16 protein-coding genes and 1 tRNA gene are annotated in these 20,923 nt (G+C 34.7%); 14 read left to right on the top strand and 3 right to left on the bottom strand.

Going from position 1 to position 20,923, the window contains the following annotated elements; genetic code table 11:
* Positions 1-29 precede the first annotated feature (29 nt).
* The 11 genes from wTpre_RS02675 (at position 30) to uvrC (ending at position 13,479) form a co-directional block, all read left to right on the top strand.
* Positions 30-671 carry a protocatechuate 3,4-dioxygenase gene (locus wTpre_RS02675; RefSeq protein WP_068652610.1) on the top strand — a complete coding sequence of 214 codons (642 nt, stop codon included), beginning with the start codon at positions 30-32 and terminating at the stop codon, positions 669-671.
* 136 nt (positions 672-807) lie between these two features.
* The gene (locus wTpre_RS02670; protein ID WP_068651776.1) at positions 808-2,265 is read left to right on the top strand and encodes a leucyl aminopeptidase; all 1,458 of its coding nucleotides are present in this window, start codon (positions 808-810) and stop codon (positions 2,263-2,265) included.
* Between the two features lie 257 nt (positions 2,266-2,522).
* The gene (locus tag wTpre_RS02665; RefSeq protein WP_068651775.1) at positions 2,523-2,735 is read left to right on the top strand and encodes a hypothetical protein; all 213 of its coding nucleotides are present in this window, start codon (positions 2,523-2,525) and stop codon (positions 2,733-2,735) included.
* Between the two features lie 5 nt (positions 2,736-2,740).
* The gene (gene nuoG, locus wTpre_RS02660) at positions 2,741-4,789 is read left to right on the top strand and encodes an NADH-quinone oxidoreductase subunit NuoG (protein WP_068652608.1); all 2,049 of its coding nucleotides are present in this window, start codon (positions 2,741-2,743) and stop codon (positions 4,787-4,789) included.
* Positions 4,773-5,222 (top strand): hypothetical protein, encoded by a 450-nt coding sequence (locus wTpre_RS02655; RefSeq protein ID WP_068651774.1) that lies wholly within the window; start codon positions 4,773-4,775, stop codon positions 5,220-5,222. Before nuoG ends, wTpre_RS02655 begins: the two co-directional genes overlap by 17 nt.
* On the top strand, positions 5,206-6,231 hold the full coding sequence (gene nuoH / locus wTpre_RS02650; RefSeq protein WP_068651773.1) for an NADH-quinone oxidoreductase subunit NuoH: 1,026 nt from the start codon (positions 5,206-5,208) through the stop codon (positions 6,229-6,231). Before wTpre_RS02655 ends, nuoH begins: the two co-directional genes overlap by 17 nt.
* Positions 6,224-7,222, top strand: a complete 999-nt coding sequence (hemB, locus tag wTpre_RS02645) for a porphobilinogen synthase (RefSeq protein ID WP_068651772.1) — start codon at positions 6,224-6,226, stop codon at positions 7,220-7,222. The genes nuoH and hemB overlap by 8 nt, the downstream gene beginning before the upstream one ends.
* Positions 7,223-7,905: 683 nt before the next feature.
* A complete protein-coding gene (locus wTpre_RS02640; protein ID WP_068651771.1) occupies positions 7,906-8,664 on the top strand; it encodes a phosphatidylglycerophosphatase in 759 nt (252 codons plus the stop codon).
* A gap of 44 nt (positions 8,665-8,708) precedes the next feature.
* Entirely contained in the window at positions 8,709-9,548 is an 840-nt protein-coding gene (locus wTpre_RS02635) for a glycine--tRNA ligase subunit alpha (protein ID WP_068651770.1), read from the top strand.
* Between the two features lie 3 nt (positions 9,549-9,551).
* Positions 9,552-11,660, top strand: coding sequence for a glycine--tRNA ligase subunit beta (glyS, locus tag wTpre_RS02630; RefSeq protein WP_068651768.1), 2,109 nt, complete (start codon positions 9,552-9,554; stop codon positions 11,658-11,660).
* A complete protein-coding gene (gene uvrC, locus wTpre_RS02625) occupies positions 11,644-13,479 on the top strand; it encodes an excinuclease ABC subunit UvrC (protein ID WP_068651766.1) in 1,836 nt (611 codons plus the stop codon). The genes glyS and uvrC overlap by 17 nt, the downstream gene beginning before the upstream one ends.
* Here uvrC and wTpre_RS02620 read toward each other — a convergent pair.
* Positions 13,459-13,950 (bottom strand): Smr/MutS family protein, encoded by a 492-nt coding sequence (locus tag wTpre_RS02620; RefSeq protein ID WP_068651764.1) that lies wholly within the window; start codon positions 13,948-13,950, stop codon positions 13,459-13,461. The two genes, uvrC and wTpre_RS02620, sit on opposite strands and share 21 nt — an antisense overlap.
* A 92-nt stretch (positions 13,951-14,042) precedes the next feature.
* On the opposite strand from wTpre_RS02620, the gene rlmB reads away from it, so the two are divergent.
* The gene (gene rlmB / locus wTpre_RS02615; protein ID WP_068651761.1) at positions 14,043-14,810 is read left to right on the top strand and encodes a 23S rRNA (guanosine(2251)-2'-O)-methyltransferase RlmB; all 768 of its coding nucleotides are present in this window, start codon (positions 14,043-14,045) and stop codon (positions 14,808-14,810) included.
* Between the two features lie 207 nt (positions 14,811-15,017).
* Here the strand turns inward: rlmB and wTpre_RS02610 are convergent, their stop codons facing one another.
* Entirely contained in the window at positions 15,018-15,638 is a 621-nt protein-coding gene (locus wTpre_RS02610; RefSeq protein WP_068651759.1) for a hypothetical protein, read from the bottom strand.
* Positions 15,639-15,976: 338 nt separating this feature from the next.
* Positions 15,977-19,330, bottom strand: a complete 3,354-nt coding sequence (locus wTpre_RS02605; RefSeq protein WP_068651758.1) for a peptidase M2 — start codon at positions 19,328-19,330, stop codon at positions 15,977-15,979.
* Between the two features lie 561 nt (positions 19,331-19,891).
* Here wTpre_RS02605 and wTpre_RS02600 point away from each other — a divergent pair.
* Together wTpre_RS02600 and wTpre_RS02595 are read left to right on the top strand one after the other, a co-directional pair.
* Positions 19,892-19,964, top strand: a tRNA-Val gene (locus wTpre_RS02600).
* A gap of 30 nt (positions 19,965-19,994) precedes the next feature.
* Positions 19,995-20,891 (top strand): cation diffusion facilitator family transporter, encoded by an 897-nt coding sequence (locus tag wTpre_RS02595; RefSeq protein WP_068651756.1) that lies wholly within the window; start codon positions 19,995-19,997, stop codon positions 20,889-20,891.
* Positions 20,892-20,923: the final 32 nt, after the last annotated feature.

Genomic DNA, 20,923 nt, shown 5'->3' with positions numbered 1-20,923 from the left:
ATAATTCTGATAAAGGCACTATAAACAAAATGAATGTAAAAAATATCTTATTAGCGTTTTTAGTACAATTTATATTCGATTTGTCATTATCTGCAGCTGATCCTATTTTGCTCAATTGTATTGAAACTCCAGGGATTTATGATCTTGAAACAAGGCCAAAAAGCTTTAACTCTTCAAATAATTTAAGAAGAAAACCTGGCTCTCCGAATAATGCAGCAGGAGAATTAATAAATGTAGTGGGTAGAGTTACTGATGTAAATTGCTTACCGATACAAAATGCTGTGGTTTCTATATGGCACGCAGACTCACTTGGCATGAGCTATTATGATGAAAATGTGGAGCTTGATCCAAATTTTTCTGGATCAGGAAGATTTGTAGTAAATAACCTTGGCTATTATAGTTTTATTACAATAGTACCAGGTAAAATTGGTGATAGGGCTCCACACATCAACTTTTTGGTCCAACATCCAGATTTTCCAGAATTCACAACACAAATGTTTTTTGCTGATCATAATTGCGATAACTGTGATGATCTTCTTTTTGGTAATCTTATTGAGAGTGGACTTGCAAGCCTTCTGATAGCACCATTTACTGATAACAATCAGGCCATCAAGACCTACACATTTAATATAACCCTAGGTGGGTATAACAAATTTTCTGATAAAAGATAAAGCCCTTGCATATCAGGGGAGTTCATAGTAGCCTTAAGCGCTGTTATACTTAAAGTGTATATGAAAAATATCTTACTAATGTTTTTTACTATGTTTTATGTGCAGCTTACAATTATTTGCAACGGAGGTGTAAACGATGAAGATAACAATTTCTAAAGCTTTACCCGATTTTGAGACGCTAGTGGTAGGTTTGTTTGAGGGTGATAAGTTCATAACTAATGTTCTACAAGATAAGCAAGCTATAGATAATATCAAGAAATTTAGTGGTTTTAATGGAGGTTTTGGTGAATTTTTCTCCGTTACTTCATCAGAGGGAAAAAATATTATAGTTGCTGGTCTTGGGATGAGAGATGAATGGGATGAAAGCAAAGGATTAAATATTGGTGGTAAAATATATTGTGAGCTAAGCAGATTAAGAATCAAGCGAGCAGCTATTTCAATCGAGGGCAGTACAGCAAATGTTGCATATGGAGCATTTCTGCGCAATTTTAAGTTTGATAAGTACAAAACTAAAAAGGATGAAAAAGTTACGGAAGTAGAGGAAATTACATTATTAGTAAAAGATGAACAGTTAAGTAGCGTTGAAAAATCGTTTGAGCGTTTAAAACACGAAGGTGAAGGCATCTTTCTTGCACGTGCTTTTACTACTGAGCCACCTAATATTTTATATCCAGAGTCTTACGCTAATCGTATAAAAGCTGAACTTACTAAATTTGGTCTTGAGGTTGAAGTGCTTGATAAAAAGCAAATGGAAGAGAAAAAAATGGGAGCCCTGCTTGGAGTAGCACAAGGAAGTAGTAAAGAGCCAAAGTTAGTGGTGATAAAATGGAATGGGGCTTCCCAAGAACAAAAACCAATAGCTTTTATAGGCAAGGGTATAACGTTTGACACTGGTGGAGTGTCACTCAAACCCTCACGCGGTATGGAGTCAATGAAATATGACATGGCAGGTTCTGCTACTGTAGTTGGAGTGATGCGTACTCTAGCTGGGCGGAAAGCAAAAGTAAATGCAATTGGTGTGGTTGCACTTGCAGAAAATGCAGTGGATGGTAATGCTCAAAGACCGAGCGATGTAGTCACTTCAATGTCTGGACAAACAATAGAAATATTAAATACCGATGCAGAGGGAAGACTAATACTTGCGGATGCTTTATGGTATACACAAGATAGATTTGCACCGAAATTTATGATCGACCTTGCAACTTTAACTGGTGCTATAGTGGTTGCACTGGGAAATAATGAATATGCTGGTCTTTTTTCAAATGACGCTGAATTAGCGAATCATCTGATTGATGCAGGAAATGAAGTAAATGAAAAATTATGGCGCTTTCCTATGAATGAAACTTATAACAAAATTATTGATTCGCCGATTGCTGATATGCAAAATATAGCTCCTGCAGGTTCTGGTGGAGATAGTATAATGGCTGCACAGTTTCTACAGCGTTTTGTAAACGACACTTGTTGGGCACATTTAGACATTGCAGGCACTGCTTGGCACGAAAAAGGTACTGATATTTCTTCAAGAGGGGCAGTAGGTTTCGGTGTAAGGTTACTAAACAAGTTGGTTGAGAAGTACTATGAGATCGATTATTAAGGATCTTTGTATTGAGTTTATAACTTAATTTACGGTTACATGAATGTCTGTTTATAAGACGTAGAAAATGATATCATCAAAGTAACTTACATTTTCTTTTTGGGGGATTCTAAAGTTACACACTTGAGCAGCATCAAGAGAAAGTATTTTGTTCAAATGATGATTGCAATAATGGAATATTAAAACTTTAAAGCTATTTAGCATTGACAGTATATACCTAAATGTTAAAATAAAATAAGAGGTTTTTAGGAATTTGTATGGCAGCAGGCGGGAAAGCGAAAACAGCTAGTAAAAATAACCCTACTCAGCGTAAGAAAGCTGAGCAAAAAATGTATAGAGATAAACCAGTAAAGCCTGTTAGATATATAGATCGTGACTCGCGCATGAATTATATGTCTGCTCAATATGACAACGGCAATCTGGTTGAAGATGAGATAAGCTGCAATCCTATAAAGTGGGAAGATCTATAATAGTTATGGTTAAAGTTACTATTAATTCTAAGGAATGTGAAGTAGAGCGTGGGCTCACTATAATTCAAGCTTGTGAAGTTGTGGGCGTTGAAATTCCACGTTTCTGTTATCATGAGCGTTTAGCAATTGCTGGTAACTGTAGAATGTGTTTGGTTGAAGTGGAGGGTGGACCTCCAAAACCAGTAGCTTCTTGTGCAATGCCAGTTGCAGAAGGGATGGTTATTCACACTGATACCCCTGAGGTTAAAAAAGCACGTGAAGGTGTGCTTGAGTTTTTGCTAATTAACCACCCGCTTGATTGCCCAATTTGCGATCAAGGTGGTGAATGTGATTTGCAAGATATCACGATGGCTTATGGGAAAGGAACCAGCAGACTTGATGGGCATAAGAGGGCTGTGCCAAAAAAACACTTCGGACCACTGATTGAAACTGAGATGAATCGATGCATTCATTGCACTCGGTGTGTTAGATTTTTGTCTGATGTTGCAGGTACAAATGAACTTGGAGGAATCGGAAGGGGAGAAAATGTAGAGATTAGCACTTACATAAAAAGGCATATTAGTTCTGAATTATCTGGAAATATCATAGATCTCTGCCCGGTAGGCGCTTTAACTTCAAAGCCTTACTCCTTTACAGCGCGTCCTTGGGAGCTATCACATTGTGAGACTATAGATGTGCTAGATGCTGTGGGAAGTAGCATTAGAGTTGATTATCGTGGCCTGGAGGTTATGCGAATATTACCAAGGCTGAGCGAAGAGGTAAATGAAGAATGGATATCAGATAAAACGCGTTTTGCCTATGATGGACTAAAAGTTCAGCGTCTTGATCAACCTTATGTAAAAAAAGATGGTAAATTAGCCCCAGTTGATTGGAATGAAGCACTAACTGTTGCTGCAAAGAAATTAAAGAATACAAAATCAAATAAAATAGCTGCAATTGCAGGTGATTTAGCAGATTGTGAGTCTATGCTTCTACTCAAAGAAGTGATGCGGAAGCTCGGCTCCTGGAATATAGATTGTAGGCAAGATGGAGCAAAGCTTATACCAAATAATCGTGGGTCATATGTATTCAACACCACTATTGAGGGTATAGAAAATGCAGATTTATGTCTGCTTATAAATACAAATCCAAGAATAGAAGCGCCAATAATCAACGCAAGATTGAGAAAGAGATATTTACAAGGCAATTTCACTATTGCAAATATTGGTCCTAATCTTGAATATCTATATAATGTTGAAAGATTAGGTGATGGTCCAAACGTTCTAAAAGAAATAGAAGAGGGAAATCACAAACTCTGCGAGTTACTGAGTGCGGCTCAGAACCCCATGCTAATTATCGGTCAAGATGCATTAATAAGAGGTGATTCTAAATCAGTTTTAGCTATAGCTGGCAAAATTGCAGAAAAATTTAACATGATCAGAGATGACTGGAATGGCTTTAATGTACTGCATAAGGCTGCAGCAAGGGTTGGTGGACTCGATATCGGATTTGTTCCTAGCGAAGGTGGAAAAGACATTAATCAGATACTAAAACAGGCAGAAAGTGGTGCGATAGAAGTAGTTTATCTTCTTGGTGCAGATGAAATTGATATATCAAAGTTAGAAAGTACATTTGTAATTTATCAAGGCCATCATGGTGATAGTGGAGCACACATAGCAGATGTTATTCTACCTGGAGCTGCTTACACAGAGAAATATGCAACTTATGTAAATACTGAAGGGCGAGTACAGAGAACAAATTTAGCTGTTTTTCCTCCTGGTGAAGCAAAGGAAGATTGGTTGATTATAAAAAATTTATCCCAATATTTGGGCCTTTCCTTACTATACGATAATTTATTTGATGTGAGGAAGAAATTATACACTATTGGTCCACAGTTTAGAGATGCTGATCGAGTGGTGAAAAACAAATGGGTACCAATTACCTGTGATGAAATAAAATTAAGTAATGTCTCTTTTACTCTGAAAAAGTGTAATTTTTATATGACAGATCCAATAAGTCGCGCTTCAAAAATAATGGCAGATTGTACTAGGGATTTTTATGAACACTCCACTTAATATTTTATTTATTCTAACACCATTATTACTAATAATTCTGGTGCATTTTCAACGAAAATTAAACTCTGTTTTTTTATGTAAAGAACTAAATGCATTAGAAAAACAGTTCCTTTATAAGCTAGTTGGTTTTATCAATGATATTGTTGCACTATTTACGGAAGGATGTGTATGGATGGCAATAACATTTATTATAGTTAGCAAGGGAAGAGGGGATTATTTGCCTCTCACAATTATCTTAATTATAATGTCGCTAGTGTCATTCATATCCACATCATTTTACTATTCTATTAAGCTAAATGCTGTACAGACAAATTTTGTCCTATTGATTTCAATAGGGACATTGTCTGTTGTGTCTAGAGCACTTGCTGTATTTTTTATTGCCACAATTATGAACTATTTTTTTGATTTACGGTTGCATGTACTTGATGTTTAATATTCTTTTTTTTCTTGTTGCATTTTTGCTTTCAGTAGCATATTTAGTATACTTTGAGCGTAAAGTTATTGGTGCAATTCAACTAAGGCATGGTCCAAGTGTAGTAGGGCCATTTGGTCTACTACAGCCATTTGCAGATGCTATCAAGTTGATAATTAAAGAGCCGATAATACCATTTAGAGCGAACACCATGCTGTTTATTATGGCTCCAATGCTCACCTTTATTTTAGCATTAATTTCCTGGGCAGTTATACCATTTGGAGCTGAAATAATTACAGAAGATGGACAGCAGGTAATAATCCCTAAGGTAATAGCAAATATTAATGTTGGAGTGCTTTATGTGCTAGCTATATCCTCTTTGGGAATATATGGCGTTATTATTGCAGGCTGGTCTAGTAATTCTAATTATGCATTTCTTGGCGCTATAAGGTCAGCTGCTCAAATGATTTCATATGAAGTTTCAATAGGTCTAATAGTTGCTACAGTTGTTATTACAACTGGTACATTAAATCTTGGAGAGATGGTGGTAGCGAAACATAATATGCCCTTTTGGATTGATTTATTACTAATGCCTATAGGAATGATATTTTTTATTTCTTTGCTTGCCGAAACTAATCGTCACCCATTTGACTTACCAGAAGCTGAAGCAGAGCTCGTCTCTGGGTATAACGTCGAGTATTCATCAACACCTTTTGCTCTCTTTTTCTTGGGAGAATATGCAAATATGATTTTAGCAAGCGCTATGATGACAATATTCTTTCTAGGAGGGTGGTATCCTCCATTAGAGCTTAGTTTGCTGTATAAAATTCCTAGTTTAATCTGGTTTATTTTGAAGATAGTTGTACTTTTGTTGATATTCGTTTGGATTAGAGCTACAATACCTCGTTATCGTTATGATCAATTAATGCGTCTTGGTTGGAAAGTATTTTTGCCAATATCGTTACTTTGGGTAATACTCATTTCAGGAGTGTTGCTTTTTACTGGGAATTTTCCTGGATACAATGTTTAGTTTCCCAAGTACAAGGTTAAGGCGTAGGCGCTCAGGTAAGTGGATTCGCAATTTAATAAGTGAAAGCACGTTATCAGTAAATGATTTGATTTTCCCCTTATTTGTTCGTGAAGGGGAAGAAACAATTGAGCCGATTTCTGGCTTACCTGATATCAAATGTTATTCAATAGATGGATTGATTTCTATAATTCAGAAAGCTAAGGACTCGGGGATTAATGCTGTTGCAATTTTTCCTGTAGTTGATAGTAAACTAAAATCTGAAAACGCAGAGGAAGCGTACAATCCTGACAATTTAATCTGTAAAGCAATTTGTGCTATAAAATCAAATGTACTGGATATTGGTATTATTGCAGACATTGCACTAGACCCATACACTACTCACGGTCATGATGGCATTTTAAAAAGCAGTAGGATAGCTGTAGAAAATGAAGAGACTGTGTCAGCATTATGTAAGCAAGCACTTGTTTTAGCAAAAGCAGGATGCGATATAGTTGCTCCTTCTGATATGATGGATGGCAGGATAGGAAAAATAAGAAAAACATTGGATGATCATAACTTTCAGAATGTGTCAATATTGTCCTATGCAGTAAAGTACTGTTCTAGCTTCTATGCGCCGTTCAGGCAAGTTGTAGGTTCGTGCGCATCATCAAATTTCATCGACAAAAGTGGTTATCAAATGGATTATAGAAATGCACGTGAAGCAATCTGCGAAATCGAAATGGATATAGATGAAGGTGCAGATTTTGTTATGATAAAGCCAGGTATGCCATACTTAGATGTAATAAAAACAGCAAGTGAAAAGTTTAATTTTCCCATTTTTGCTTACCAAGTAAGCGGTGAATGCGCAATGATAAAAGCTGCAGCAAATAATGGCTGGCTGGATTATAACAGAGTGATTTATGAGTCCTTAATTGGTTTTAAACGTGCAGGTGCAAGTGCAATATTTACCTATGCTGCACTTGATGTTGCAAAAAATTTGGTATCTACTTAGCAGTGTGGAACATCTAAGTAGGTGGCTGGCCGAAGTGACTTGACAAACCTTTCCACTTTCCTTATCTTCTCAACAATAGAATTTATCCTTGTTTTTGATCTCTGCAGATTTAACAACAAAAATTCAGTAAAAAACTCAGGTATAAGTTGGCGGATTACACAAAATTATAGCGGCTGCATGTCTTCTTTGTTTTGTCTACATTCAGCCAAAACATGCCTATCTTAGGCGTTAGCACATTATTACAATGCCAATTACATTATTATAGGGTCAACCCACTACTTGGGGATTCTTTTCCCTTTTTTTTCACCTGGTAAATTTTAATACTTATAGTTAAAGCTTCAGGCCAGATCGTGACCAGTTCTTATTACCTGTTCTGGATCCCAGTACTGGGATGATGCCATCATAGAGATCAGCTGCTTGAATGATGCCCATATTCCAGTACGTATAACGGTGTTATTCCATAGTTTAAAATCAGATGTAAGAATATTGAAGATCTCATTCCAGTAATGGAATCTAGAAAAAAAGAGCCAATCTATGGGCACTGGGATGACGATAGAAGGGGCAACGGTTATTGCTAAACTTAGAGTTTTTAACTATTTGCCTTGTTTCTATGTAAGAAGTGTATTGATAAGTCCATTACAATTAAGTATTATGAAAAATATAAGTCAAGTATTAGTTAGGACATGGGAATTTTTTTTCAATTTTTGGGTGAGGTGCTAGGCAAGGTTTTTCCTGCCAAAATAGTAAGCTCTTTTTTAGGAGTAGGGTATTTACCGGGTTGGCAGCATTACTGGTCTTCTTTTCTAATATTATTTATTACCGACATTATATTAATGCTTACATACGGAGGTGATTTTATACTATATAAAATGCCGAATACAGGCATAGTTGTAGCTGCCACTTTTACCAGGATAGCAGTAGTTATGTTAGTGCTGCAATTAGTTGCAATATCCATTTTTCACATTCAAGATCCTTCAGCCAGTAGTGATGAGAATATAGTGATACAAATAGCATCAGGACAGGTGCTGACTGTTGCGCTTTCGATGCCGGCAATAATGTCAATTTATTGTACTGTAAGTAAATTCTATCTAAGTATATGTAAAGCAATACTTAAATGTCCATTTTGGTTTAATGATCTTATGCATTTGTTCTTTTTCTTTATGATACCTTATTTATTTTTTAATATTGTAGAAGTAATAAAACCATGGCCGATAAGTACGATACAGCTTAGTTATAACAATGCAATATCAATCACATTTGAAGGGATTTTTCATGTGTTTTATGCAGTGATTTTATTGTACTTGACTGCATTTATATTCTGCGATCTGACTATGCATGATGCGATTGTTTTAAACAAAAGCATATTTGAGTATGTAAAAGAAAGTTCAATAGCCTTGAGTGACTATTTTCATGGCACTATTAAAAAAATAAGTATAGAATAGTACTTATTTGCTTATGTATTCAGTTTAAAAGATATACAGTTTGCGTGAATCTACAGGATATAATAAAGGGATTACAGGATTTTTGGGTAGATGAAGGGTGTACTATACTTCATCCATATACGTCTGAAGTTGGAGCTGGAACACTACATCCCGCAACAATCATGTCAGCGATTGACGAAAAATCAACAAAAATTGCGTATCTACAACCAGTAATTAGACCTGCAGATGGACGCTATGGCGATAACCCTAATCGTTTATATCAGCATCATCAATACCAAGTTATAATAAAACCATCTGGCAGCAATTTGCAAGATATTTACTTAAATAGCTTAAAAGCTCTTGGTGTATCGACAAAAGAATATGATATTAAGTTTATTGAAGATGATTGGGAAAACCCAAGTGTTGGTGCATCCGGTCTTGGTTGGGAGGTTACATGCAACGGAATGGAAGTAACACAACTTACTTATATACAGCAAGTGGGAGGTGTTGACTGCAGAATAATTCCTGGTGAAGTAGCATATGGGTTAGAGCGTTTAGCAATGTGCATACAGGGTGTAGATAATGTTTACGATATAATGTGGAATGGTAGCGGTGCAACTTATGGAGATATTTTTAAACAAAGAGAGCGAGAGTTTTCTTACCTGGCACTTGATTATTATGATACTAAAGTAGTACAACAGCAGTTTGAGGATACAGAAAAACTGTGTAAGTTCCTTGTTGAAAAAGAATTGCCGATAGCAGCTTATGACCAATGTATTAAAACGAGCCATCTACTTAATCTACTTGATGCAAGAGGTGTACTTGGTGTGAATGAACGTACATCCTATATTAGTAGAGTGAGAGAATTAACAAAAAAATGCTGTGAATTATATAGAGCAAAGTAGAATATGTTGTCACAATTATTGCTTGAATGTATTTCAGAAGAAATTCCATCAAGAATGCAGAATTCATCTGCAGCTCAGGTTAAGAGCTATATCACTAATACTTTTAGTAAAAATAATTTGAAATTTGCATCTATAGAAGTTTATGTGACTGCACGTCGCATTGCTCTTTTTATTGATGGTATAAGTGCTTTGGAGCTAAAAGATTCTAACAATGATATTAAAGGACCAAGAATTAATGCACCAAAAAGTGCTATCGAAGGTTTTTTGAGAAAAAATCGGAAAGGTGAAGAAGATTTACTCATTCGCAAAGTAAATGATGAAGATTTTTACTTTATTAAGAGAGAAAGCTGCCTATTTAACATCAACGGGTTTCTTAAAAATCAAATGGAGGAAATGCTAAAAAACTTTTCTTGGCCAAAGAGTATGAGATGGAGTGAAAGAAAAGAGAGATGGGTTAGGCCAATTAAAAATATTCTATGTATTTTAAATGACGAAATAATACCTATATCTTTTGCAGGGGTTACAGCATGTAACTTGACGTATGGTCATAGGTTTCTTTCAGGTGATGCAGTACTTACTGTTAACACACCCAAAGACTATTTTGAATTGTTAGAAAAAAATAATGTCATTCTCCAGTTGGACAAAAGAAAGCAATTTATACTAGATCAGATTAATAAGTTTACAAAAGAGGAGAACTTAAAACTTGAAAAAAATGATTATTTACTCAATGAATTGGCGGGGCTTATAGAGTGGCCAATAGTATTACTTGGTAAAGTAAAATCATCAGAATTACCGAAGGAAATAATACTTAGCATAATTAATATGCAGCAAAAGTATCTTGCTTTAAGTGACGGACAGAAAATATCACATTTTGTTACTGTTGTAAATGTTAACAACAATGAAGTTGTCAAAGGCCATGAAAGAATATTAGAAGCACGTCTTGCTGATGCCCAGTTTTTGATATCTCAAGACAAGAAGGAAAACCTAGATTACTATGTCAAAAAATTGAGCTCTATTTCATTTCATGCTTCGCTTGGTAGCGTAGAAGAAAAAGTGAAGCGTATTATCGCTCTTTCAAAGTATATAGCGATATTTGTTCCACATGCTTCATTAATTAAAGTCGAACGTGCTGCATATTTAGCAAAGGCAGATCTTGCAACGTTGATAGTGAAAGAATTTCCGGGATTGCAAGGAGTAATGAGTGGATACTACGCTTCTTATTTTCAAGAGGATAAAGAAGTAGTGGAAGCTATAACTGAGCACTATAAGCCAGTTGGATCCGACCAAGAATGCCCTAAATCTCCTACTACGATTGCTGTAGCTATTGCAGACAAAATGGATAGTTTGGTTGGCTTAATTGCAGCAGGTGAGAAACTCTCTGGTTCGTATGATCAGTTTGGTTTGCGGAGAATGACAATTGGTATAATTAGAACAATACTTGAAAATAATTTGCATATTCCAATTAGATTGCTGATAGATAAGTCAGTATCTTTATGTTCAAGGCTTCTATTGAATACAAATATAACTCCAGTTGATAAGCCAAGTGAAAAACAAATTTCAAAACTAGTATTTAAATACTGCTTAGAAAGGTTCAGGATTATTTTAAAAAATAGAAATATAAGGCAAGATGTTGTAGATTCAATACTATACAAAGTAGATATTAATGATCTGCTGAAAGCGGAAAAGCAAACTGTGATATTCGATCGTTATCTTAGTACAAAAGAAGGTGAACAGGTTCTAAGCACTTATAAAAGAGCCAGTAACATGATGAGCAAAGTGAGAAAAAGTGATGGCACTACTTATAATGCATCTTACAGTAAGAAGTTTTTGATTGAAGATGAGGAGATTGAGCTATCAAATTGTGCTATAGCTGCTTGTAAAAGCATCAAACAAGCGATAGAAAATAACGACTTTAATACAGCGCTTGATGAACTTGCTCGTTTTGCTCCATTTATCAATCGATTTATGGACAGTGTAAAGATTAACTGTGATTCTAATGAGCTTAGAATAAACAGGTTATCTTTGCTTGCAAATATTGTTTCTACCTTTCATTTAGTAGCAGAGTTTAACCTTATACAGGTTAAACAATTGATAAATGCTCAGGCAATATAAGGAACAAATCAAATCATCTCCACAATCCTGTGGCGTTTATAAGATGGTTGGAGATAAGAATAAGGTTTTATACATTGGTAAAGCAAAAAACTTGAAGTCGAGATTATCCGACTACCTTCAATTCGAAAACCTTTCTGAACGAATCGGAGTAATGATCTCTCAGGTTATTAAGGTTGAAATATTCATCACTGAGAATGAAATCGAAGCATTGCTTCTTGAAGCACAGTTAATAAAATCGTTAAAACCATCTTATAATATTTTGCTTAGGGATGGAAAATCTTATCCTTATATAACAATTTCTAAGCATGATTATCCAAGAATAGCGAAATATAGAGGTAAGTTTAAGAAGAATGAGTTTCATTACTACGGCCCTTTTCCATCTGCCGCTGCTGTTAAGAACACTATATTATCATTACAAAAAGCTTTTCTCTTAAGAGTATGTTCAGCTCAATATTTCTCTTCAACAAAAAGACCATGTCTTGAGTATCAAGTTAAGCGCTGTTCAGCACCATGCGTAGATAAAATTACAAAAGATGATTACTGCAAATCAGTAAAACAAGCACAAGATACTCTGCTAGGAAGGAATAAAGAAGTGCAAAGACAGCTATTTTCTACAATGGAAAAGTGCAGTAGGGAGATGAACTACGAGCTTGCTGCTGTCTATAGAGATCGATTGAAATTTCTTCAGCAAATTCAAATGCAGCCAATGGATTTTTCTTTTGAAGAAGATGCAGATTTCTTCAGCATTGTACGTGAGGCAGACTTAGCATGCATTGGTGTACTATCTTTCAGAGATAAAGGTAACTATGGAAGCATTCCTTACTTCATTGAGAATTGTAGTGATCATCCAAATGATGAAATTTTATCCACCTTTTTGGTCAATTTGTATAATCCAGTTAATACACCACCGGTGCAAATTTACGTTCACGATTTTATTAAGGATAAGGAAATTATAGAACAAGCACTTTATGCTCTTACTCAAAAATCAATAAAAGTTTTATATGCGAAAAATAGTAAAGAGCGTGATTTGTTGAATTTTATTTACAATAATTCTAAGCATAGCCTAGAGCAGAAGCTTACTGATTATAGAAATAACCTGGAAAAGCTCGAAGAGCTTAGGAAGATCTTCTCGTTACCAAATATTCCAAAGCGTATCGAGGTTTATGATAATAGCCATATATCTGGAAATCAACAAGTTGGTGTGATGATTGTTGCAGGGCAGGAAGGTTTTTTAAAAAGTGAATACAAAAAATTTACTATAAAAGAAGAAATTTTAGGTGATGACTATAAAATGATGAGAGAAGTGCTGACTAGACGTTTCTCTGGCAGTATAAAAGACATAATCCCTGATTTTTTACTGATTGATGGCGGTCCAGGACATGTTTCCATAGTGCAGAATGTATTGGAAATATTCGATATAAAAGTTCCTTTTGCTTGTATGGCGAAAGGTCATGATCGTAATGCAGGAAATGAAAGATTTTATGTGCCGGACAGAGAAGAATTTACTCTAGCAAGTGACAGCAAGGTCATGCTTTATTTACAATTTCTGCGTAATGAAGCTCACCGTTTTGCAATAACTTCGCACAGAAAAAAACGCGATAAACAGTTTTTTGCTGCACAATTAAGCAAAATATCTGGTGTTGGCAGTAAAAGAAAGAAGGCACTCATGTCTCATTTTGGTTCGGTAGAAAACATAAGCAAAGCTTCTATAGCTGAAATTCAAAACGTACCTGGAATTAGTAAAGGTTTAGCAGAAATCATTCTTCAATACGTTAATTCTAAGAAAGGTACTCTAAAATTAACCTTTGTTTCTTCTTAATAAGACATAAAAAGCTCCTTTGCCACCATGTTTTTTTATGGCTTGCTGATAGTATAAGATCATATTCTGAACTTTTGTGTCATTCAACCACTTATTTAAGCTATTCTTTATAGTGTCTATTTTATCTGTACTATTACCATGCCCAGTGATTACCAATAAGCACCTATTCCCTGCTTGATAATTTTTGATAATAAAATCTATCAATTTACAATAAGCATTATCTATACTATAGCCATGTAAATCGAGTTTATCGCTTATAAAATATTTGCCCCTATCGATCTTTAATTTTGTATTGTAGTCAAGACAAAATGATGAATCACCATTATCAGTATTAAGAAAATTTTCTTGTAAACTATAGGCACCTTTATCAATCATAGATTTTATATTTACTTTGTGATTAACTTTCAAAGTAAATTTTCCACATTCTATTGGCTTAACATTTTTTTGCCAATCTAACTCATCGTCTGACATAAATTCATTAATTGAACTCCATAATTTTACAATAATATATAAACACAGTAAAATATTGCTTACTCTATAAAAATCTGATTTTTAATAATGAGATGAAATCATCAAAGGCTAATGAAAACTGTTGGATATATGGAAAGCACACTTGTATTTCAGCATTAAGAAACAAAAATAGGCGGTGTGTAGAACTGTTAGTGACACAAAATTTCTACAGAGAATTTGAGAAAGAAATTAAACAATGTGCAGATAGTAAGGGAATTAAAGCTCGACTGGTAGAGAACAAAATGTTTAATGATGTTTTACCCAAAGGTGTAAATCACCAAGGAATTGCTTTAAAAGTTACTTCTATTTTTCACAGCTTAAATATTGAAGAAATAGCTGAAAGATCAGGTGAAAAGTCTACTATAGTCATTTTAGATCAAATTACTGATACACACAATATAGGGTCGATTTTAAGAACCTCAGCTTGTTTCAACATTGATGCATTGGTTTTACCTTATCACCATTCACCAAGCGAAAATGCATCTATCGCAAAAACAGCAAGTGGTGCATTAGACATTGTTCCCCTAATATACGTTACAAACATAGTAAAGACGATGGAATCTTTAAAAAAGATAGGCTACTGGTGTTATGGGTTTGATTGCAATGCAAAGGAAAATATAGATGAAATAAAGAATTTTGGGCAAAAAAGAGTAATTGTTTTTGGTTCTGAAGAGAAAGGAATGCGGAGATTAGTGAAAGAAAGTTGTGATTATCTTTTAAAAATCCCAATTTCAAACGTAATTGATAGCCTAAATGTTTCAAATGCAGCAGCAATAGGACTATATTCCATCTATATTAAAACAAAAATCACTGCAAATTAGTTGCAATGAAAAATATACTTCTTGCCTGCTATCAAGACCTTTGGAATCTAGAAAAAAGAATGCCATTTTAGCTTCACATGCACAGCTGGAAGATGTCATGCACTGGCATGACATCTTCCTACATAATAATGTTCGTACAGCTGTGTATCACATGCTGGAATGACAACGGTGCATGACATAGCGAGATATCATCTACTGGCACTTACGTTACCAATCCCAAGAAAGTGGTTCACTTGGATCTATTGGAATCTCAAAGGATGGCTGCGAAATTAATGTCTTTACATCTGCTTGAAATTCTGGGTTTTTTGCTAGCTCGGCGGCTACATCTTCAGGCATTGGTTTTAATCCTTTATCAGCTAAGAAATCTTTTGATATCTTTTCACTACCTTTAGCACCATACACTTTATCGGCAGATTTATCATCTGCAACCCTATCCAAAGCTTCACCAAGTTCATTTATTAAGATTGATTTTTGGCCATCTTTAGCAGGAAGAATAGCTTCTGCAAAAGCTTTTTGATTTGCTTCTGTAAGGTTGGAAGCATCAATTTTAGCAAAACTAGTATCTACTGTGCCTTTAGTGTAAACCTTTTTAGTATCATCAGTACCAACTGTTGCAAGAGCAGGAACTAGAATATCCACAACAGCTTGTTCTGCAACTTTTGTTTTAAGCTCTGTAGCTTTAACGAATGTAGTATCAGCAGCTGTTTTGGTGTAAACTTCATCAGCTGGAGCAGCTTTAATGTATACCTTGTCATTGAATCCTTTTAATTTTATTAGGGCTTTTATAAAACCATCATCGTCTGCTGCATCTTTTATTGTAGTAGTCATACCACCCTCTGTTAATTATAAAAACCACAACTTGCATGAAAATAATATAAATTCCGTAAATACTAGATTTCGCCTAAAATTCCCTTTAGGCTTTTCGCTTCAGAATTCTTCTCTTGTGATCTAAGTCTGTAGCAGACGATGTCATCCTAGTAGCCCCTTTGGTGTCATTACAGTGCGTGACACTGGAATCCATTTTTCCATCATAAGAAACGTTGATTACTTTTATGCTTACAAATTTAACTGGATCCCATTGTCTGAGCACCGGTATGACACCATCATAAGGTGAACCAGTGTTAGCTACTTGAATGACAAGAAGAAGGCAGGTCCCTCCTTGTATATTAGATATAGTTTGAGTTATGATCGTGATAAACGTGATCGCTTGCGCAGTCGAACATTTTCACAAAACCATTCTCTAGATAGAGATTATATTCATGATGTTGATCTAATAACTCAAAGTCATCTTGTGTTTCTAAGCCGAAGTGACTTGAATCTGATAGCAATTCGTAATTTGGATTATCTATTTTACTAATGCTGCTTATTACTTTGCCATTACCATTTGATATAGCCAAACTATAGCTATCACCATCTTTCATTATTTTGATGGATACCTTATCTTCAGGTAACACTATAAGCTTTTTCGTATCACTATCGTGAATTAGAAATTTGCCATCTTTAAAGTAATACTTGTCTTCCGGCAAAGCGCCAACCTTATAATCTGATGTGTGCAGTTTGTTCCAAAAATCCAACACAGATTGCTTATCTGCTCCCTCTGCTCTATTATACAAGGCCTTCACATCATTATAATCTATGATTACATTTGCCTTATGCTTTCCTTCTACATCTCTATCGTAGCTCTTTTCTATTTTCAAGATTGTGTCTTTCAACACTACCTGCTCTTCCTCCTCCACTGAAGATGACCTTTTTGCCCTTGTTGGAATTTGTGGTTGATCAGACTGTATTCCACTATTGTCGTTTGATACAGTTCTCTCTTCAGCAACAACATTAGTAGTACTATAGCTCATGTTAACCTCTGTCTCAGTTTCACTTATTTGCCCTTTTGGACTTTCGGTTTGTTTCTCTTTTGTGAATATTCTCTGATAGTCCGTGTAGCCTCTGTTAGTATCGCCGATATCGCCACTGCCTTTATCGAAAGTTATTTTTTTGCTTCCATTTCCCATATTCTCAATTTCAACTTGAGGAGAAACAGATGCGAGGAAATCGTTATAACTGTAGTTATAATCAGCAGAAAAGAATATTTTTCCTTTGAAGTTATGGAAATTATTAGATAACATTCCGATTTCTTCATCAGTATCACCATCAAATAGTTTTACTTTAGTGAAATATCTTTGATTGTTGATTCTCACTATTTCACCACTTGAGTTTCTTTGTATCTGATAATCATTTGGATCATGTTTAATGGTAAAAAGTTTACCAGCGGCATATTTTTCTAAGTTTATAAGGCCCACATTTATATGTTTATGAGAATAATCTCTCTTTTCATATTCATGTGCAAATACTGGGTCAATATATTTGTATTCGTCTGGTATGCTACTGTATTCTCTTCCTTCAGAATCAGATGGTGCTAATTTATATTGTCCATCTTTTTCCACCAATTTTAGGTGAGTAACATTGCCTGGTAATTGAAACCTTACGTTTTTTCCATGATCATGAATGAACAAGTTACTTTCATTTATAACTTCACCTCTTTCATTTTTTATCTCTTCAGTGATATAGAAGCCCATATTTTTGAATGCATGTAGATTTTCGCCTCCTTGCTTTACAACCGCTTCGTATATATCGTCGTCTGTTCTATCAGTCCCTTTATCATCCAATAATGTTCCTTTTTCTACGATTACGCCGCTTTCTCTTTGCTCATCAGAATATTGAGCATGCTTTGAATCTTGATGATTTAGAATTTTTGTCTCTCTAAGAAGCAGAGAATCTAAATCTTTTTGAATGTGTTCAGTGCTAGGGTGCAACAATTCATTTTCATGTAAATGTGCTTCATCAAAGTATTCATCACGTTCAACTGTTCTGCCATCTATCAGAGAAGCTTTATAATGACTGTTTTCTTTTGTAATTGCCATATAAGCACCTCCATCATATTGAATATTCAAGTTATGCAATATATCCTCAAAAACAAAAGTTTCTTTAGTTTGACCTTCAACTTGCTTAAAAAAGCCCGATTCGCTCGACAACTCTCCAAGCTTTGTATTCCCATCATATATAGATAGTGCACCCATATCTCCGTGACCAAGAGCTTGCATAGAAAAAATCTTGCCTTCTTGTAGATCAATATGATTTGTATCTCTTATCAAGTTTGGATCGATATTGACCAGCTCTCCTAATATTTTTGCCGCCTGAGGATTATTTTCAATCTCATCAACTGTTTTGTTTTTTAGTTGATCAAACTTTAAGAATGCTGGCCTGTATTTTGTATTTTCCTCATTACGTAACTCTTCAAGAGTAATCTCTCTTTTATGATATTTTTGATACATTTCACCACGTTCTTTATTCAAATTATCGAATTTATCTGCCTCACTCTTAATTTTTGTATCATATTTTGATAATATTCTAAAAGCCTGATTTTTATACTCTTGACTGTTTTTATATTCATTACCTTGTTGGTCAGAGTAAGTTAGTTTATCCTGTCCATCAGCAGTTTTTACTACCTTTAGAAAATGATATTCCTTTGATATATCGAGGTTATCATTTGTTGCCCTATTAATAGCACGAGCAACATCATAAAATGCAATATGTTCTACAGGAGAAAAACTTCCAACGTTTTCTCCATCTATTTTTTCTATATTTGCTTTATAATACGATACATCTTTAATTTCTCCACCCAATATTTCTTGACCAGTTGCTATAAAATCTCCTTTTGTAACTTGCAAAGCGTTGAGATGTTTCATTGCAGTTTCTGTATCATTCTCAGCAAGCCAACTTTTGAAGTCAGCATCATGTCCTTTTATGTCTTTCAAGAAACTTTTTGATTCATCTGAGTTACCTTGACGTAAAGCATCTAGGTAGTCTCTTAATAAACTAGGATCTTTTTCCTGTAAGTACATTATCAACGCATGACCAGTTTTATACACTAAACTGTTTTCTTCACCATTGGCTGAGTATTGTAAATTTAAAATTTCACCTAGATCCAAATTTGCGGCTTCAGTTTTATCAATGCTTGACCCTTGAGCATTGAACTTGTGATCTGAATGATGTTCAAAGTAATCTGCAATTCCCTCCATTAATAATGGAGGTAGAGATTTTCCTCCTGTAGCCAAGTAAGTTAAACCATGCGCAAACTCATGCTGAAGGTTATGAACGCGACCTTGCTGATAGACATACATCTCAGCAAAAATATCATCTTCTCCTTTGTAGTAACATTTACCACCTTCATCTCCAAGGTAAGAACCAAAACGTTCGCTTCCACCAAGGTGAGTGTAATCAGTCTTATCATCAAACACATAAATTTTGAACGTTTGTTCTGAGCTACCAGGCTCCAGCTTAAATGCATCTTTAAAATTAGTAGCTGTTTCTCTTATCTCACTTTCAATGTGAGCAACTTTACTTTCTCTTAAATTATGAGAATAAACTTCTACTTTAATATTTAAATCTTTAACTTCTATGATACGCTTATTGTTAAAGTATTCTTCTTTAGTTATATTTGTATTTATTCGTTGATTGATTTTCATAATTCTGACCTATGATTTATTAGCCTTTACAATATCAAGCATAAAGTGACTCATCTAAAAAAAACGTAAATTCTCATATTGATATAATTTATATCTTAATAAAAAAGTATAGATAGTTAACTTAATATGTAACATTTAGAATGTGGCTAAAATTCTATAACTAACCTTAGGTGGCTGCTAACAAGTAACGGAATTATAAACATTAAGAAATTTATCAATTTTAAAAAAGGCAAAAAAACCTATGTAGCGAGTTTTGACCCTATAACAATGTAAATTGGCGTTGTAATAATGTGCTAACGCTTATTTCAAGGGCGATTTGGCTGAATGTAGAAAAAATAAAAAAGACATGCAGCCGCTGTAATTTTCATGTAATTTGCCAATAAATATCTTAGTTTTTTACTGAATTTTTGTTGTTAAAACTGTGCGGATCAAAAAGAAGGATAAATAATCTTACCGGCATCATAAGGAAAGTGGGAAGGTTTGTCAAGGAGTTTCATTCAGCAAGAAGTCTAAAAGCAAATTGACTTCCATTCCACTGAAGCACTATACTGAAGCTACGATGGGTAATTAGCTCAGTTGGTAGAGCACTTGCTTGACGTGCAAGGGGTCGCTGGTTCGAGCCCGGTGTTACCCATGTTTTTTTTTGCTCATAAAAAGATTATATATGATAGTAGTGCACAATGGCAAATACTCAATAGCAGAGTCCAAGCGCTTAATTTATTCCATAATAATAATTGCAATAACAATGCTTATGGAGATAGTAGGTGGAGTAATTTCACACTCGCTTGCTCTGTTATCAGATGCAGGGCATATGCTCACTGATCTTTTTGCATTGATTTTAAGCTGGGTAGCGCACAAATTTTCAGCTAAGAAATCTGATTTACAGAGGTCATATGGGTATCACAGATTGCAGATAATTGCAGCATTTGTTAATGGTTTAACTCTATTTTTTATTGCAGGTTTCATTATAATTGAATCAATAAAGAGATTCATTTATCCGGTCAATGTTGAATGGAAAGTAATGCTAATAATTGCCACACTTGGCCTGATCTCTAACATTATAGTCTTTTTTATGTTACATAGTAAATGTGAAAGTAATATAAACATAAAAAGTGCTGTATTGCATGTTATCGGAGATATTTTAGGTTCTGTAGCTGCTATACTTGCATCCATAATTATCATGTTTACCGGATGGCAAATAGTGGACCCTATTTTGTCAGTATTTGTCAGTGTAATAATCTTAAACAGTGGCTATAAAATTCTCAAGAATTCTTGCCATATACTCCTTGAAGGTACACCTGATAGTGTATCTGCTGAGGAGATAAAAAGTGAGATTGTATCTAAGGTACCTGAAGTGATAGATGTGCATCATATACATGCATGGTCACTATCTGATAATTATTTTATACTTACTATGCATGCCAAGATAAAGCAAAATGGACAACACACTAATATTTTGTATGAGATAAAAAAAATACTATTAAATAGGTTCGAAATTGCGCACTCTACAGTTGAAATTGAATACAATGAGTGCGTAGACAGTAAAATACTTAAGCATTGATATCTATAGGCTATTTGTTATTATTACAATAT

It is taken from the genome of Wolbachia endosymbiont of Trichogramma pretiosum (assembly GCF_001439985.1).
In the GTDB taxonomy this organism is placed as follows: domain Bacteria; phylum Pseudomonadota; class Alphaproteobacteria; order Rickettsiales; family Anaplasmataceae; genus Wolbachia.
Note: the sequence above shows the minus strand (reverse complement) of the source record. Positions and strands in the feature narration are given on the sequence as shown.

Coding starts and splice junctions, on each gene's coding strand:
- wTpre_RS02675 (WP_068652610.1), top strand. CDS start 30: ATGAATGTAAAAAATATCTTATTAGCGTTTTTAGTACAATTTATATTC.
- wTpre_RS02670 (WP_068651776.1), top strand. CDS start 808: ATGAAGATAACAATTTCTAAAGCTTTACCCGATTTTGAGACGCTAGTG.
- wTpre_RS02665 (WP_068651775.1), top strand. CDS start 2,523: ATGGCAGCAGGCGGGAAAGCGAAAACAGCTAGTAAAAATAACCCTACT.
- nuoG (WP_068652608.1), top strand. CDS start 2,741: ATGGTTAAAGTTACTATTAATTCTAAGGAATGTGAAGTAGAGCGTGGG.
- wTpre_RS02655 (WP_068651774.1), top strand. CDS start 4,773: ATGAACACTCCACTTAATATTTTATTTATTCTAACACCATTATTACTA.
- nuoH (WP_068651773.1), top strand. CDS start 5,206: ATGTACTTGATGTTTAATATTCTTTTTTTTCTTGTTGCATTTTTGCTT.
- hemB (WP_068651772.1), top strand. CDS start 6,224: ATGTTTAGTTTCCCAAGTACAAGGTTAAGGCGTAGGCGCTCAGGTAAG.
- wTpre_RS02640 (WP_068651771.1), top strand. CDS start 7,906: ATGGGAATTTTTTTTCAATTTTTGGGTGAGGTGCTAGGCAAGGTTTTT.
- glyS (WP_068651768.1), top strand. CDS start 9,552: ATGTTGTCACAATTATTGCTTGAATGTATTTCAGAAGAAATTCCATCA.
- uvrC (WP_068651766.1), top strand. CDS start 11,644: ATGCTCAGGCAATATAAGGAACAAATCAAATCATCTCCACAATCCTGT.
- wTpre_RS02620 (WP_068651764.1), bottom strand. CDS start 13,950: ATGTCAGACGATGAGTTAGATTGGCAAAAAAATGTTAAGCCAATAGAA.
- rlmB (WP_068651761.1), top strand. CDS start 14,043: ATGAAATCATCAAAGGCTAATGAAAACTGTTGGATATATGGAAAGCAC.
- wTpre_RS02610 (WP_068651759.1), bottom strand. CDS start 15,638: ATGACTACTACAATAAAAGATGCAGCAGACGATGATGGTTTTATAAAA.
- wTpre_RS02605 (WP_068651758.1), bottom strand. CDS start 19,330: ATGAAAATCAATCAACGAATAAATACAAATATAACTAAAGAAGAATAC.
- wTpre_RS02595 (WP_068651756.1), top strand. CDS start 19,995: ATGATAGTAGTGCACAATGGCAAATACTCAATAGCAGAGTCCAAGCGC.